Source organism: Vibrio sp. CB1-14, assembly GCF_040412085.2.
GTDB lineage: Bacteria > Pseudomonadota > Gammaproteobacteria > Enterobacterales > Vibrionaceae > Vibrio > Vibrio chaetopteri.
This window is the reverse complement of sequence record NZ_CP115920.1, coordinates 2,242,386-2,255,858: the sequence shown is the minus strand read 5'-3', so window position 1 is coordinate 2,255,858 and position 13,473 is coordinate 2,242,386. Positions and strand designations below refer to the sequence as shown.

The window sequence follows — 13,473 nt, the reverse complement described above, 5'->3', positions numbered from 1 at the left end:
ACTTAATCTTCCGTTAGCTGCCGTAACGTTTGAGCCACTCTTGCTCAAGTGCGCTTTGCCAGCTCGGATGAGGCTCTGCTACTGACTTAAATTGTTGAGTCTTAGCGGCGCTTCCTTTTAGGTACTGTTTATTGAGGACAGATGGATCGCCCCAAATGTTGATGTCGCCTTTACGAGATTGCGCTTCAGGACTCAATAAGAAGTTAATCGCCACCAACGCCCCTTCTTTGGCATTGGCATTCCATGGTATCGCAAGGAAATGGATGTTGGATAAAGCGCCACTTTCCATTGCATAAGCACTTGTCGTATCGCTTAGATTCCCGCTAGCTTGAGCGGAAAAAACAGCGTTAGGGTTAAATGTGAGAGCAAGATCTAACTGACCATCATCAAGCAATTGAATGGTTTCTGCTGTGCCTGCAGGGAACTGCTTACCACCGCGCCAAGCGACTTTATGAAATTCGTCTAGATAGTTCCAAAGCGGCTGGGTGACAATCTCGAAATCCGCCTCTGAAACCGGCTTAGCCAAGGATGGATCGTTGTCGGTGAGCTCGATTAATAGCGATTTTAGAAAACTGGTGCCATGAAACTCAGGTGGTTTAGGGTAGCTTAACTTGTTCGGAAATGCCTTAGCATAATTGAGCATTTCGGAATAAGACACTGGTGGGTTATTCAGGCTTTGCGTGTCGTGGATGAAAACCAGCTGGCCGACACCCCAAGGGGCTTCCAACCCTTCAGTCGGTTCAGAGAAATCGCTATCGACAGGGAGAGATTTGTCTACGTACTGCCAGTTTGGTAGCGTGGATACAAATGGGCCGTAAAGTAAGGCATTATCTTTCATAGATTTAAAGTTTTCGCCGTTAATCCACACCATATCGACACTGCCACCGTCGCTCTTACCGGCTGCTTTTTCTGCTAATAAACGTGAACCCGTTTCTGAGATATCGGTAACTTTGACGTGATTGAAATCTACGCCATATTGAGCCTTTAGTTCTTTACCTGCCCACTGAAGGTAGCGGTTGATTTCTTGGCTTCCTCCCCAAGCGTGGAAGTAAACGGATTGACCTTCCGCTTGTTTGACGATGTTTTCCCAAGATTTTTCTTCAGCGAAAGCGCTGGATGTGCTGAGCGCTACGGCAATTAACGCGGCGGAAGAAAACATTGACGTGTTGAACATAGAATTTTTCATGCTGGTGTCCGTATCTTTATAGTGTGTGGCTAACCTTGCCAAAAAATGGAACAAACCATTTAGGTGTAAGTAAATGATAGTAAAGGTTAGAGCACGTTTATCAATACCCTTTGCTCGAACAATAGGGCTATCACAAAATTAGATTCAACGAACGAGACCGTTGCATGATATGCAAAATTTCAAGATTTGTTAAAAAACATTATAACAATAAGCAGCAAGGCTTTTTTGTAATGACTTGTCGCTGGGAAACAATGAGATGGCACTAGGTGCCCTATTGCCAATGATGGTGTAAAAGACGTTCGACTCGCGTTTTTGAACAAGTACGATAAGAACGTACTAAATGTCCGCCTTCATAAACATCAACGCGTGCGTAGTCACACTCCTGCACTTCAGTCTCAGATGAAAGCTCGTCGAGTAGCATGCTGAGTTGATAAAACTCAAGGCTGGCTTGACAGAGTGGTGAGCGGCTCTCCCCGGAATAAAGTTTGACCTTAGTTGACATACTCTGTGCTCCTTGCCTTGATTCAATGAGACGAAACTGGTTTTGGCGTTATCGAACTTGATACGATGAAGCAGAAATATAAGACCAGAGCTAGAGAGAAAAAATTTCAGTGGATAGTATCTGATGTGTCGGAGTGATTATTTCTCGACAATTCCATTGCGCACGAGGCCGCGTCTTACGCTAGTGCAAAGTTTAGCGAAGCGGCGAAACTGCTCAAAGTTTGGTGCTATGCTGCGCACCAATGCACTTTCCCAATAACTGACATCGGTTTCCACCAACTCCAATAACTTTTTAGGGCACCCAATACAGGTATTGTTGGGTCCACAAACGAAGGTGTCTTGATCATACAAAGGCAGTTCATCTTTGACTTGTTGAATCAGAAGCTGTGTCGCTTCTGCTAGGGTTGGTTTGCGACTCATACAGAGTAACCGAGAAGAAATGATAGCGACATCATAGGCGATCGACACTGATGAAAATATTCTCCTTTGGAGTTAAAACTAACAGTTGTTTGAGATTGTCTCAATTTTGAGTATTTAGTTAATAACGGCTTTGTTGAGTGGGAGAAGCTTTTGAAACTGATGCAATATGTAATGGATTAAAGATGTGGAGCTACACGATTGTCGTTTAGGAAAGCACAATTCGGCTACTATGATTGTAGTCCACGTGCGGTAAGGAGGGAGCTTATGGACAAGCCTATTGCGAGACTCGATGAGTCTATATCGCGTTTGTTCGACGTGACGCCGATTCCAACCGCCATTACCTGCCCAAAAGGCCGTTTACTCTATACTAACCCTGCACTTTGCCAATTTCTTGGTTATTCACGCAATGAATTAATGTCTAACGATGTGATGATGACTCACCCTGATGATTTAGCGCTTAATCAGCGCATTCGTAGCCAATTGAGTCGAGAGCCTTTCACTCCAATACAGATTGAGAAACGTTATCGCCACAAAAAAGGCTACACCCTTGTTGCTCAGCTCAACATTGCTGCTGATGTTAATGAAGTCGGAAGGGTGCATCATTTTGTGTCTCAGATCGTTGATATGTCAGCGATGAGGAAGTCTCATGCGGCGGAATTACTCTTGAACCATATGGTCAAAAAGGGCTCAGATGCAATCTATGTTGCAGAAATGGAATATGGCCACATTCTTAATTGTAACGAGCTTGCGTATAAGAGACTTGGTTACAGTAAAGAAGAGCTGCTTCAGCTATCGGTGATTGATATTAACCCTCGTTTTTGCGAGGAGACGACGTGGAGCGAGCACGTTAGCCGGATGCGACTAAACGGAGAGGCGTGCATTGAGGCGACACACAGACGTAAGGATGGAAAAGAGATCCCTATTGAAGCCAGCGTGAATATGGTTGACTTTGATGGACAGCAGTACTTGATAGCGATTGTGCGAGATATTTCCGAGCGTAAAGAGCAACAGCTCAAAGCTATTGAAGCGCAAAACCTCGACCCACTCACCAATCTGGCAAACAGGCGATTGTTAGAGTCTCAACTCAAGCAGCTAGCAGGTGAGTGCCGTAAAAAGGGCGAGAAAATAGCTTTCATGTATGTAGATATTGATAACTTTAAATCTTTAAACGACCAGCATGGTCATGTAGTGGGTGACAAAATACTGACCGAGTTCGCTAAGCGATTGCAAGACTTTACTCGGCAATCCGACTTGGTCGGCCGTTTGGGCGGTGATGAGTTTTTAATAGTATTGCCAGGACTTAACAGTCGTGAACATGTGTTAAGCATTGCCCATCATATTCTACAAGTCACCTCACACCCTATTGATATCGGTGAGTCTGAACTTATTCCTATTAATGTCAGCTTGGGCGCAACCCTTTGTGATAGCCAAGAACTCAATTGTGTCCGTGCAGTGAGTGTTGCGGACAAAGCGATGTACGTCGCTAAAACGCGCGAAGGGTCCGCTTGTTATTTTCTCGATATAGATAGCGACTGAAGCAAGACTACGAATAGTGGTGTCTCTCCTTAAACTGCACTTTATTCTCTAGATGCAGAATTTCTTACAAAAAAACTAAGCCAAGTTGCCGTTTTTATTCTAATTTGTGGGTAGAGGTTATCAATTTTTAGCTTCGCATCCTGCTGCATTCTTATCCACCAATTTGGCGGCGAGGCTTGACCTTTCAAGCCAGCAGAGACGGCGAAGTACTCACACTATAAGGAGTCCGTGAGATGAGAAAACCAATGTCTGTTTTGCTTGCGTCGTTAGCGCTTTGCTCATCGGCGACGGCTTTCGCGTTGGTCACACCGAACCCACCTTCATTGAATGCCAAAGGCTATGTCCTAATGGACTATCAGTCGGGAGAGATCATCGTTGGAGGCAATCAAGATGCTGCACTCGCACCGGCGAGTTTAACCAAGCTGATGACGGCTTATGTCGTCGGTATGGAGATAGCATCTGGTCGAACAGCATGGGATAGCAAGGTTGGTGTTAGTGAAAATGCTTGGTCAGTTAAGTTTCCAGACTCTTCAAAGATGTTCATTAAGCCAGGTGATGATGTAACGGTTGCCGATTTGATGCGAGGGTTGATTGTTCAATCGGGTAACGATGCAGCGGTTGCTTTAGCAGAGCATATTGCTGGGACTGAAAATGGCTTTGTGGCACTGATGAATCAGTGGGCTATTAACTTAGGAATGAATAGTTCTCAGTTTATCAACGCACACGGTTTGGATGGACAAGGCATCCACACCACCCCGCAAGATATGGCGATATTGATGAGGCGTATTATCGAGGATGTGCCAGAGGTCTATAAGATCTACTCCGAGAAGCGATTTGTATGGGCAGACATTAAGCAGTACAACCGAAATAGATTGCTTTGGGACAACTCACTCAATGTGGATGGTGGGAAAACCGGTTATACCTCCGAAGCAGGATACAGTTTGGTCAGCTCTGCAACCCAAGGACAAATGCGACTTATCTCGGTAGTGATGGGTACCCCAAGCGCTCAGACTCGTGTTGAAGCATCAAGGCAGTTGCTTAACTACGGTTTCCGCTTCTATGAGACTGACCAGCTCGCAGAATCGGATGCGATTGAAGTGACGGCAAAAGTCTGGAAGGGAGCAAGTAGTGCGATTCCTTTAGGCTTTGAACAAGACGTCTACGCCACCTACCTTCGAGGGAATAGCCGTGGCGTTTCTAAGGAGGTCGAGGTATTTGCCCCTCTAATCGCGCCAATCAATCAAGGAGACATTATCGGCAGTGTCACTTGGAAAGTAGGTAGCGATGACATTGCCACGGAACCTTTAGTCGCTAAATCGACGGTGGAACAAGGCTCTATCTTCAAGCGGGTGTGGGATACGGTTGTTCTTTGGTTTAAGTCGCTATTCACTGATGCTAAGGATCTTTGGGAGCAGTAGTCCAGACAAATAGGACGTAAGCATTATAAAGTCCGTCATCCCCGCGCAGGCGGGGATCTATTCGCAGCGTGTTTCGACATTAATGTTCGTGACCAATTACATATGTTCTTTATTTCAACTCTTAGCCTCGCTAGAATAGCGTGCTCTTTGATAGCAACACCGCAATGGTTATGAGCCCATATCTCAAGTACATCTCAGGTTATCCTCAACACCTTGTCGAGCAGATCGATGGTATGGTGTCGTCGGGGCGTTTTATTCAATGGTTTGAAAACCGCTTTCCACAACGTCATCAAATTAAGAGCGAAAAAGCACTCTTCGATTACACTATGGACATTAAGCAGCGTTACATGAAAAAAACGCCGCCTATCTCGAAAGTCATTTGGGACAATAAGATCCATCTCATCAACAATGCGCTTGGTCTGCATACCTATATCTCTCGCGCACATGGTGGCAAACTTAAAGCAAAGAACGAGATCCGCATCGCTAGCGTGTTTAAAGATGCACCAGAGCCTCTGCTGCGTATGCTGGTGGTTCATGAACTCGCCCACATCAAAGAAAAGAACCACGATAAAGCGTTTTATCAACTATGTTGTCATATGGAACCTGACTACCATCAGCTTGAGTTCGATGCGCGCCTTTTTATGATCTATAAAGAACTTCTCAATGACTCGTCAAAATAAATCTAACCAACGACCTCGTAAGCAAGATAAGTCCTCGACAATGGTTGTCGACAAGCGAAGTGCGAGTGGGCTTCATGCAAACAACAAACACCAAGGCCGTTATGACTTTAAGCGCCTGATTGAAGCGGAACCTGGATTGGCAGACCATGTGGTGAAAAACCCACATGGCGATATGAGCATTGCGTTTTCTAATCCCGAGTCAGTAAAAGTGCTCAATCGGGCGCTGCTAAAAACGTATTACGGTTTAAGCCACTGGGATATTCCAAATGGATATTTGTGTCCACCAATCCCAGGACGTGCAGACTACATTCACCGACTCAACGAATGGCTCCAATACGACCTAATGCAAGAACGTCCAGCAAGGGCACGGCTTAAAGTGACAGCTTTGGATATAGGTGTTGGCGCAAACTGTATTTATCCGATTGTTGGTGCGACGCAATACCACTGGAACTGGGTAGGAAGCGATGTCGATGAAGGCTCGCTAGAAAGCGCAAAAAACAATGTCACACTCAATGGTAAACTGACGAGAAAAATTGAGTTAAGACACCAAAGCCAAAGTGAACATATTTTCGAAGGCGTGATTCAACATGGTGATGTGTTCGTCGCGACAACCTGCAATCCTCCATTCCATAAGTCTGCGGAAGATGCCCAGAAGGGGACTGAGCGCAAGAATGCCAATCTAGCGAAAAATAGAGAACAGCGTGGCGATCTGTCTCAGGAAAAGAGTCAGCCAGCTAAAAAGAGTGAAGGGCTCAATTTTGGCGGCCAGAATGCGGAGCTTTGGTGTCCAGGTGGTGAGGAAGCATTTGTTCTGAATATGGCAAACGAGAGTAAGAAGTTCGCACATCAAGTAATTTGGTTCTCGACCCTTCTTTCCAAGAAGGACAATATTCGTCCATTACAAAAACGCCTAGAAAAGTTGGGTGCGACACATGTCCTGATCCAAGAAATGGCTCAAGGCCAGAAGAAAAGCCGTTTTTTGGCATGGTCGTTTATGAGTCACGAGCAACGTCTGGCTGTGAGTGGGCATTTGTTGTAAGTAGCTATTCATTGATGCTATTGGTTACATAAGGCAGCGTCATCCTCGTGAAAGCGAGGATCGTTGTCAGCGAGTGTTGTCCTCAGTTTGTGCGAGCCAACTCCACGCCCGTTAACTATCATTTGTTAAGTCATCTAACAGCGCTTGATATTTCTCAGCCATAACCACATTCCCAACCTTTCGCTCTAAATTACGAAGCACGGTCAAGCTCGGTTTTTGAAATCCAAATCTATGATGGAACTTTAAAAGTCTCGCGCGCGCCTTGCTGTAATCGCCGGCATTAACTTCAATGGCTGCAAGCTGAATAGTCGCGTTGGGCCGATAAGGGTCATGCTCTAATGATTTTTCAAAAAACCTTCTTGCTTCATTTGACCGTTCTGCTTTGAGGGCACACAAGCCCGCGTTCTCGTAACTTTCGGCGATTTGGTAGTAATTTGGCTGCTCTGTGGCTGCGACTAGCATTGTTTCAGCTAGATCGTATTTACCGCGTTTACAAAGAAAAGTACCGTAGTTGTGGTAGACTTCACCATTACTTGGCGCGACTTGTAGCGCGGTTTGATAAGCATCGCTGGCTTGTTCAAACTGACCTACAGCCTCGAAATAATAAGCCATAGAAAGGTGAGTTCGGTAGTACTTAGGAGCGAACTCCAGCGCTTTTTCGAAGTCTTGTTTGGCACGGCTGTATTGCTCTCTTTTCATGTACGCAAGCCCAAGTTCAATGCGCGTTTCGGCGGCATCCATTGGGGCTGCTGTCACCTTAGACTCTTCACTAACAGTCACGCACCCTGATGTAAACAAAATAAAAAGCGTAGATAGCATTGCCAAACTGAGTTTCATTCGTTTCTAGCTCATAAATTGATAGTTGTGATTATTCTAAAAGCGGGGCTGAACTCTCGGGGAGGTGAAGGTATGTTGCTGCGACACACAGCACAAACTCTGATCTCTGAATGACATAATTGCTTATAAAACAAGCGATCAAATTAGAATAATCACTCAATTCTTTAGTCGTCACCCCTTCTTAGATAAAGTAGCTAGGTCTAACTATGAAGGTATGAATTTGATGAGCAATGCGAACCGAAACGGACATAAACCTTGGCTAAAGACTTACCCAAGTGATGTGCCTGAATTTGTTGATGTTGACCAGTACACCAACATCAATGAGATGTTTAAAGCGCCTTTTGAGAAGTTTGCCGATAACACTGCATTTGTGAACATGGGGCATTCTCTAACGTATCGTGAATTGAATGAAAAGAGCGAAGCATTTGCGGCCTATTTGCAAACGGAGCTTCACGCTAAAAAGGGCGATCGCATTGCACTGATGATGCCAAACCTTCTGCAATATCCTATTGCTATCTTGGGTGCGCTAAAAGCAGGTCTTGTGGTAGTGAACGTCAATCCGCTGTACACACCGCGTGAGCTTGAACACCAGCTTCGTGACTCAGGCGCCACCATCATTGTTGCGGTAACCAACTTTGGCAATAGCTTGCAACAAGTGATTGAAAAGACCAGCATCAAGCACGTGATTTTAACCAGTATCGGTGATGCACTAGCGCCTCATAAGCGCACCTTGGTGAATTTTGTCGTTAAGTATGTAAAAAAGATGGTTCCTAAATACAACTTACCAGGTGCTATCTCCCTTCGTCGTGCATTGACTGATGGCAAACAAATGACCTTTGTTGCGCCAGAATTAACCCGTGATGATTTGGCGTACTTGCAATATACAGGTGGGACAACTGGGCTCGCTAAAGGCGCGATGCTGACACACCGCAACATTATTGCCAATGTGCTTCAGGTTTTTGGACATTTTGGTCCGCGCACTGCGAAAGAGCAAGAGCGCGCAGTGACACCATTACCGCTTTATCATATTTTTGCTAACTCGGTCAGCATGATGCTGATGATGTACATGGGGGCAAGCAATCTATTGATCACTAACCCTCGTGATCTAAACAGCTTTGTCAATGACTTGAGCAAGTATCCGTTTACCATGATCTTTGGTTTGAATACCTTGCTTGCGGCGCTTAACAAGCATGAGAAGTTTAAAACGCTCGATTTTTCTAACGCAGAATTCACCATTGCTGGCGGCATGGCGACTCAAAAGCATGTTGCAGAGGAATGGCAAAGAATCACGGGAATGCCAATCATTGAGGGCTATGGTCTGACAGAATGTTCACCTGTCGTAGCGGGCGGTGTACATACTCAACAAGCCTACGTGGCAGCGGTTGGAGTGCCGTTGCCAAGTACTGAACTGCGTATTGTTGATGATCAGGGTCAGGCGCTTGGAGTGAATCAAGTGGGTGAAATACAAATTCGCGGCCCACAGGTGATGAAAGGCTACTGGAAGCAAGACGCTGAAACCCAAGCGATCCTCGCAGAAGACGGTTGGCTCTATTCTGGTGATATTGGCCGAATGGATGAGGAAGGCATTTTCTACATTGAAGATCGCAAAAAAGACATGATTCTCGTGTCTGGCTTCAATGTGTTCCCAACAGAAGTTGAAGAAGTTGCAACCCTACATCCGAAAGTGACTGAGGCGGCTGCGGTCGGTATTCCAGATGATATTGCCGGCGAGCGGGTGAAGCTGTTTGTCGTTGCTAACGGCAACGTGACTGCGGATGAAATTAAGCAGCACTGCCGTAAACATTTGACCGGCTATAAGATTCCAACCTTTATTGAATTTAAGGATGAGCTGCCAAAAACCAACGTAGGCAAGATTTTAAGGCGCGAGCTACGCGATCAGTAGAACTGAATTTTCAGATCAATTAGCCACCAAACTGGCGCAATACGCACTACTAAGCCACACTTTAAATGTGGCTTTTTTTGTTTGAAGGAGATAGCGATGAGAAACGAACTTGATCCCAACAAAATTCTTCGAGCGTATGACGCGGTGATGGAGAACGGTACAGACACCGAATTTGGCAAAATTTACGAAGGCGTTGAAGCCTATTCCGATTACGATGGGTACAACGTTTATATGCGGGGTAATGGTGTGGAACTTAAAGTGGGTTTTCACAATACCTATCACCTTGAATACGACCAAGAGCACTTACGTGATAGTTTTTTAAAGAAAGTCGCGATGTTAGCGAAGTGAAATACCTAATGCCTCCCTCCTTAAAGGGAGGCATTGCAGATGAAGGCTATTCGTCTTTTGTAAATGCAGCTTCACTAAAGTGGTCAAGATCGTAAGGTGTTTGCTGGTAAACACAGTAGTTAAGCCAGTTCGCAAACAGCAAATGACCATGGCTACGCCAGCTAGCAATCGGCTTATTGTCTGGGTTGTTGTTAGGGTAGTAGTTAATTGGAATAGCTGGCTCCATACCTTCCCCCAAATCTCTCACATATTCATTATGTAGCGTATGAGAATCATACTCAGGGTGACCTGTTACGAATACATTTCGCTTATCTTTCGTGGCCGCAAGATACACACCAGCGACATCAGAGGTTGCAAGAATATCGAGATCCGTGTGTGAGTCTAGATACTCCGGTGAGAAGTCAGCGTATCGGGAGTGCGGTGCTAAAAAGGTGTCGTCAAAACCGCGAAGGATAGGGTGGTGTGGATCGTGGATTTCATGGTGATATACACCGGATAGCTTTTCTTTTCGCGTGCGCTTTGGAAGATCAAACAGTAGCTTCAAGCCCGCTTGTGCCGCCCAACACACGTAAAGTGTTGACGTGACGTGTTTGCTTGCCCAGTTCATGATGGTTTGTAGATGCTCCCAATAAATCACATCTTCAAACTGTACGAGACCGAGTGGTGCACCAGTAATAATCAGTCCATCAAAGTTGCGGTTTTTGATGGTTTCGAACTGACGATAGAAGGTGTCTAGGTGTTCCGTTGGCGTATTTTTACTTGGGCGATCATCAATGCGCAGTAGCTCTACATCAACTTGCAGTGGGCTATTAGAGAGTAGCCTCAAAAACTGAGTTTCAGTTTCAATTTTCTTTGGCATCAAATTGAGGATCAACACTTTAAGTGGGCGAATTTCTTGAGTCGCCGCACGTGTTTCCGACATTACAAAGATGTTCTCTTGTTGCAATACATTTGATGCAGGCAGTTGATCGGGGATCTTAATTGGCACAGCTTTCTCCCTAAGCTCTGTTTTGGTCTTCTGGACGTCTATACATCTAAATTAACGCAAACGTTATTTCTTGTCGATAATTAATTTTAGCTTACGTTAGTGTGCAAGTGCGCTACTAATGATGCCAAGACAAGGTACAATAATGCCTTTGCATAAACTGATAGCGGAAACGAGTTTGAAACTAACGCTCATTCGTGGCTTACCTGGTTCTGGGAAAAGTACCTTAGCCAAGACGTTCAATGCGGCTCACTACGAGGCCGATATGTATTTTTTGAATGCTGATGGCGAGTATCATTATGATGTGAGCAAAATCGCCGACGCCCATGATTGGTGCCAAAAACAAGTGGAATCTGCGCTTGCGGACAATCAAGACGTGGTGGTCGCCAATACGTTTGTTCGCTTGTGGGAGATGAAAGCTTACAAAATACTCGCTAAGCGTTATAAGGCTGAACTAGAGATCATCGTTTGCCGAGGTCGGTATCTAAATATTCATGGTGTTAGTGATGATGTCATAGCGTCTATGCAAAAACGCTGGCAAGATTAACCCCAACCATTAGAACAGAAAAATAAAAGAAAATTTACCATGGCGAAGCGTTCACCTGTCGTAGAAATGACCTCTTATGGCATTTACTCCACTTGGGATTCAGGCTCCAAAGATCTCCCTAAAATTCAAGAATTCACAACTATCGTACCTGCGGATGAGCATATTGAGTTTGGCTTTATTGTGAACATCAAAAAGGCCAAAGGGGAGAAGGTTCGATATTGTATCTATCACCCTGGCGTGCTGAGTAAAAAAGGGCAGGTGTTAGCGCCTTTTGATGGCGATGAACACGTCGGTAGCAATGACTGGGACTTCTACCTTGGCGATACTATTCAGTTACTTGATCCTATCAATGGCTTTGAGAGTAACTTAGGCGATTGGCGCATGGTGATCGAGATGCAGGGTAAAACCATCGCAGAAAAAACCTTTAAAGTCACAGCAAGAGATGAAGGTCAGTTTTGGAAACGTCGCGGTTTTTAGTGTCGGTAAAGCTGAATAGCTTTGTTCACCGCGTTGAAGATAAAGCTATCGTCATGGCCTGTGCTGTGAAGTATGGCTGTACGCTAAAACGTATTAGACGCTCACGCAACTGGACACTGAGCGGAGAGCCTTCTGCATTATTGAAATTTTCCATCGAGGCCAATGTCGGCTGGATTTCTGTTGCGATAAATAAAGTGCTAGATGGCTACAAGTCACCCATTCAAGAAGTCCTTGAGCGGGAGCCTGAGATCACGGTCGCTGATTTGATGTATCAATCTGGGTGCACGCTGGCAGAGGCTCGCGCTGCGATTGATGAATTTGAAGATTTGTGATGATAAAAAAGCCGCTTCGCTGTGAGCAGAGGCGGCTTCTATTTTTACTGTATGATTAAGCGGTTACGTAGCTAATCACAAAGTCGGTGATCTTCACCATGTCATCAACAGCGATGAACTCTTCTGTGGTGTGCACTTTAGACATACCTGTAGATAGGTTTACTGTCGTTAAACCTTTCTCGTTGAAGTTGTTAGCATCGCTGCCACCGCCTGTATGCTTAGTGTTTGCTTCAACACCGTTTGACGCAAACACTTCTTTGATTTTCAGAACGTGAGCATCATCTTCAGCGATAACAAACGCGTCGTAAGCGCGAGTTGACTCAATCTCCACCTCTGCACCAAACTTCTCTGCTGATGCTTGGAATGTCTCAACCATGTGGTTAACTTGAGCAGTAAGTTTGTCGCTATTTAGAGAGCGCGCTTCTGCAACGACTGTTAGCTCAGGCATAACAATGTTTGTTGCTTGACCGCCGTGTACTGAACCGATGTTTGCTGTGGTCTGCTCGTCGATGCGCAGTAATTTCATGTTAGCGATAGCGTCCGCTGCAACCATAGCGGCACTGATGCCTTCTTCTGGCGCAAGACCTGCGTGAGCTGGACGACCTTTGATCTTAGCGACGATTTTTTGCTGACCAGGTGCACCAGTAACGATAGTGCCGATAGGACCGCCTGTATCCAATACGATAGCGTTTTTCGATTGAATGTAAGACATGTCGAAATGCTCAGATCCAAACAGACCACCTTCTTCATGAACCGTGAATGCAACTTCAATCGTTTTGTGTTCGCGGTTTTGCTCCTGTAAGCAACGAACGGCTTCCATCACTGCCGCGATACCTGACTTGTCATCACCACCAAGGATCGTGTCGCCTTTTGAGCGGATGATGCCATCTTCGATGATAGGCTCGATACCGATGCCCGGTGTGACTGTGTCCATGTGAGCACTGAAGACGATGCTGCCTTCTTGTTTGCCCTCTAAGCGTCCGTAGACGTTAAAGCCATTGGTGTATTGCTCTGGTACTGGCAATTTGCTTACCACAAAGCCTAGCTCACCAAGTTGCTCAGCAATCGCTTCAGCAACGGCTTTTTCGTTGCCAGATTCACTGTCGATTTTTACTAGTTCACAAAAATGGTTTACGAGGCGCTCTGTATTTACTTGAGTCATGGGGTCACTTCACGTTATGAAACAGGGAAGACCACTTTACACGTTACTGAACATCCTAAGACCTGAGGTAAATCAATAAAAGTGTCGCCTTGCAGTCAATCT

15 protein-coding genes are annotated in these 13,473 nt (G+C 45.4%); 9 read left to right on the top strand and 6 right to left on the bottom strand.

Annotated elements, in window-relative coordinates:
* Positions 1-13: 13 nt before the first annotated feature.
* The 3 genes from PG915_RS10200 to PG915_RS10190 all read right to left on the bottom strand — a co-directional run bounded on the left by PG915_RS10200 (position 14) and on the right by PG915_RS10190 (position 2,107).
* Positions 14-1,159: an ABC transporter substrate-binding protein gene (locus PG915_RS10200; RefSeq protein WP_418642272.1), complete on the bottom strand. Its 1,146-nt coding sequence runs from the start codon at positions 1,157-1,159 to the stop codon at positions 14-16.
* A 298-nt stretch (positions 1,160-1,457) separates the two neighbouring features.
* A complete protein-coding gene (locus tag PG915_RS10195) occupies positions 1,458-1,688 on the bottom strand; it encodes a hypothetical protein (RefSeq protein ID WP_353496428.1) in 231 nt (76 codons plus the stop codon).
* Between the two features lie 137 nt (positions 1,689-1,825).
* Positions 1,826-2,107, bottom strand: a complete 282-nt coding sequence (locus tag PG915_RS10190) for a hypothetical protein (protein WP_353496427.1) — start codon at positions 2,105-2,107, stop codon at positions 1,826-1,828.
* A 264-nt stretch (positions 2,108-2,371) separates the two neighbouring features.
* Between PG915_RS10190 and PG915_RS10185 the strand changes: the two genes are divergently transcribed.
* The 4 genes from PG915_RS10185 to rlmF all read left to right on the top strand — a co-directional run bounded on the left by PG915_RS10185 (position 2,372) and on the right by rlmF (position 6,780).
* Positions 2,372-3,643: a sensor domain-containing diguanylate cyclase gene (locus PG915_RS10185; protein WP_353496426.1), complete on the top strand. Its 1,272-nt coding sequence runs from the start codon at positions 2,372-2,374 to the stop codon at positions 3,641-3,643.
* Between the two features lie 233 nt (positions 3,644-3,876).
* Positions 3,877-5,061 carry a D-alanyl-D-alanine carboxypeptidase family protein gene (locus PG915_RS10180; RefSeq protein WP_353496425.1) on the top strand — a complete coding sequence of 395 codons (1,185 nt, stop codon included), beginning with the start codon at positions 3,877-3,879 and terminating at the stop codon, positions 5,059-5,061.
* A 170-nt stretch (positions 5,062-5,231) separates the two neighbouring features.
* Entirely contained in the window at positions 5,232-5,741 is a 510-nt protein-coding gene (locus tag PG915_RS10175; RefSeq protein ID WP_353496424.1) for a M48 family metallopeptidase, read from the top strand.
* Positions 5,725-6,780, top strand: coding sequence for a 23S rRNA (adenine(1618)-N(6))-methyltransferase RlmF (gene rlmF, locus PG915_RS10170; RefSeq protein ID WP_353496423.1), 1,056 nt, complete (start codon positions 5,725-5,727; stop codon positions 6,778-6,780). Before PG915_RS10175 ends, rlmF begins: the two co-directional genes overlap by 17 nt.
* Before the next feature lie 111 nt (positions 6,781-6,891).
* On the opposite strand, the gene pilW is transcribed toward rlmF, so the two are convergent.
* Positions 6,892-7,617: a type IV pilus biogenesis/stability protein PilW gene (gene pilW / locus PG915_RS10165; RefSeq protein ID WP_353496422.1), complete on the bottom strand. Its 726-nt coding sequence runs from the start codon at positions 7,615-7,617 to the stop codon at positions 6,892-6,894.
* Positions 7,618-7,840: 223 nt separating this feature from the next.
* Between pilW and PG915_RS10160 the strand changes: the two genes are divergently transcribed.
* Both PG915_RS10160 and PG915_RS10155 read left to right on the top strand, forming a co-directional pair.
* On the top strand, positions 7,841-9,520 hold the full coding sequence (locus tag PG915_RS10160; RefSeq protein ID WP_353496421.1) for an AMP-binding protein: 1,680 nt from the start codon (positions 7,841-7,843) through the stop codon (positions 9,518-9,520).
* Positions 9,521-9,616: 96 nt separating this feature from the next.
* On the top strand, positions 9,617-9,868 hold the full coding sequence (locus PG915_RS10155; protein WP_042499564.1) for a DUF3081 domain-containing protein: 252 nt from the start codon (positions 9,617-9,619) through the stop codon (positions 9,866-9,868).
* Between the two features lie 46 nt (positions 9,869-9,914).
* On the opposite strand, the gene metA is transcribed toward PG915_RS10155, so the two are convergent.
* Complete coding sequence (metA, locus tag PG915_RS10150) at positions 9,915-10,856, bottom strand: homoserine O-acetyltransferase MetA (protein ID WP_353496420.1); 942 nt, start codon at positions 10,854-10,856, stop codon at positions 9,915-9,917.
* 142 nt (positions 10,857-10,998) lie between these two features.
* Between metA and PG915_RS10145 the strand changes: the two genes are divergently transcribed.
* Genes PG915_RS10145 through PG915_RS10135 form a run of 3 tightly spaced genes read left to right on the top strand, consistent with a single transcriptional unit; the run spans position 10,999 to position 12,209 of the window.
* On the top strand, positions 10,999-11,400 hold the full coding sequence (locus PG915_RS10145; RefSeq protein ID WP_353496419.1) for an AAA family ATPase: 402 nt from the start codon (positions 10,999-11,001) through the stop codon (positions 11,398-11,400).
* Between the two features lie 39 nt (positions 11,401-11,439).
* On the top strand, positions 11,440-11,877 hold the full coding sequence (locus PG915_RS10140; protein ID WP_353496418.1) for a DUF3859 domain-containing protein: 438 nt from the start codon (positions 11,440-11,442) through the stop codon (positions 11,875-11,877).
* A complete protein-coding gene (locus tag PG915_RS10135) occupies positions 11,877-12,209 on the top strand; it encodes a ribosome recycling factor family protein (RefSeq protein WP_353496417.1) in 333 nt (110 codons plus the stop codon). Before PG915_RS10140 ends, PG915_RS10135 begins: the two co-directional genes overlap by 1 nt.
* Positions 12,210-12,264: 55 nt before the next feature.
* On the opposite strand, the gene PG915_RS10130 is transcribed toward PG915_RS10135, so the two are convergent.
* Positions 12,265-13,371 (bottom strand): M20/M25/M40 family metallo-hydrolase, encoded by a 1,107-nt coding sequence (locus PG915_RS10130; protein WP_353496416.1) that lies wholly within the window; start codon positions 13,369-13,371, stop codon positions 12,265-12,267.
* Positions 13,372-13,473: the final 102 nt, after the last annotated feature.

Coding starts and splice junctions, on each gene's coding strand:
- PG915_RS10130 (WP_353496416.1), bottom strand. CDS start 13,371: ATGACTCAAGTAAATACAGAGCGCCTCGTAAACCATTTTTGTGAACTA.
- PG915_RS10140 (WP_353496418.1), top strand. CDS start 11,440: ATGGCGAAGCGTTCACCTGTCGTAGAAATGACCTCTTATGGCATTTAC.
- PG915_RS10145 (WP_353496419.1), top strand. CDS start 10,999: ATGCCTTTGCATAAACTGATAGCGGAAACGAGTTTGAAACTAACGCTC.
- PG915_RS10190 (WP_353496427.1), bottom strand. CDS start 2,107: ATGAGTCGCAAACCAACCCTAGCAGAAGCGACACAGCTTCTGATTCAA.
- PG915_RS10195 (WP_353496428.1), bottom strand. CDS start 1,688: ATGTCAACTAAGGTCAAACTTTATTCCGGGGAGAGCCGCTCACCACTC.
- pilW (WP_353496422.1), bottom strand. CDS start 7,617: ATGAAACTCAGTTTGGCAATGCTATCTACGCTTTTTATTTTGTTTACA.
- PG915_RS10175 (WP_353496424.1), top strand. CDS start 5,232: ATGAGCCCATATCTCAAGTACATCTCAGGTTATCCTCAACACCTTGTC.
- PG915_RS10160 (WP_353496421.1), top strand. CDS start 7,841: ATGAGCAATGCGAACCGAAACGGACATAAACCTTGGCTAAAGACTTAC.
- PG915_RS10180 (WP_353496425.1), top strand. CDS start 3,877: ATGAGAAAACCAATGTCTGTTTTGCTTGCGTCGTTAGCGCTTTGCTCA.
- rlmF (WP_353496423.1), top strand. CDS start 5,725: ATGACTCGTCAAAATAAATCTAACCAACGACCTCGTAAGCAAGATAAG.
- PG915_RS10200 (WP_418642272.1), bottom strand. CDS start 1,159: ATGTTTTCTTCCGCCGCGTTAATTGCCGTAGCGCTCAGCACATCCAGC.
- PG915_RS10155 (WP_042499564.1), top strand. CDS start 9,617: ATGAGAAACGAACTTGATCCCAACAAAATTCTTCGAGCGTATGACGCG.
- PG915_RS10185 (WP_353496426.1), top strand. CDS start 2,372: ATGGACAAGCCTATTGCGAGACTCGATGAGTCTATATCGCGTTTGTTC.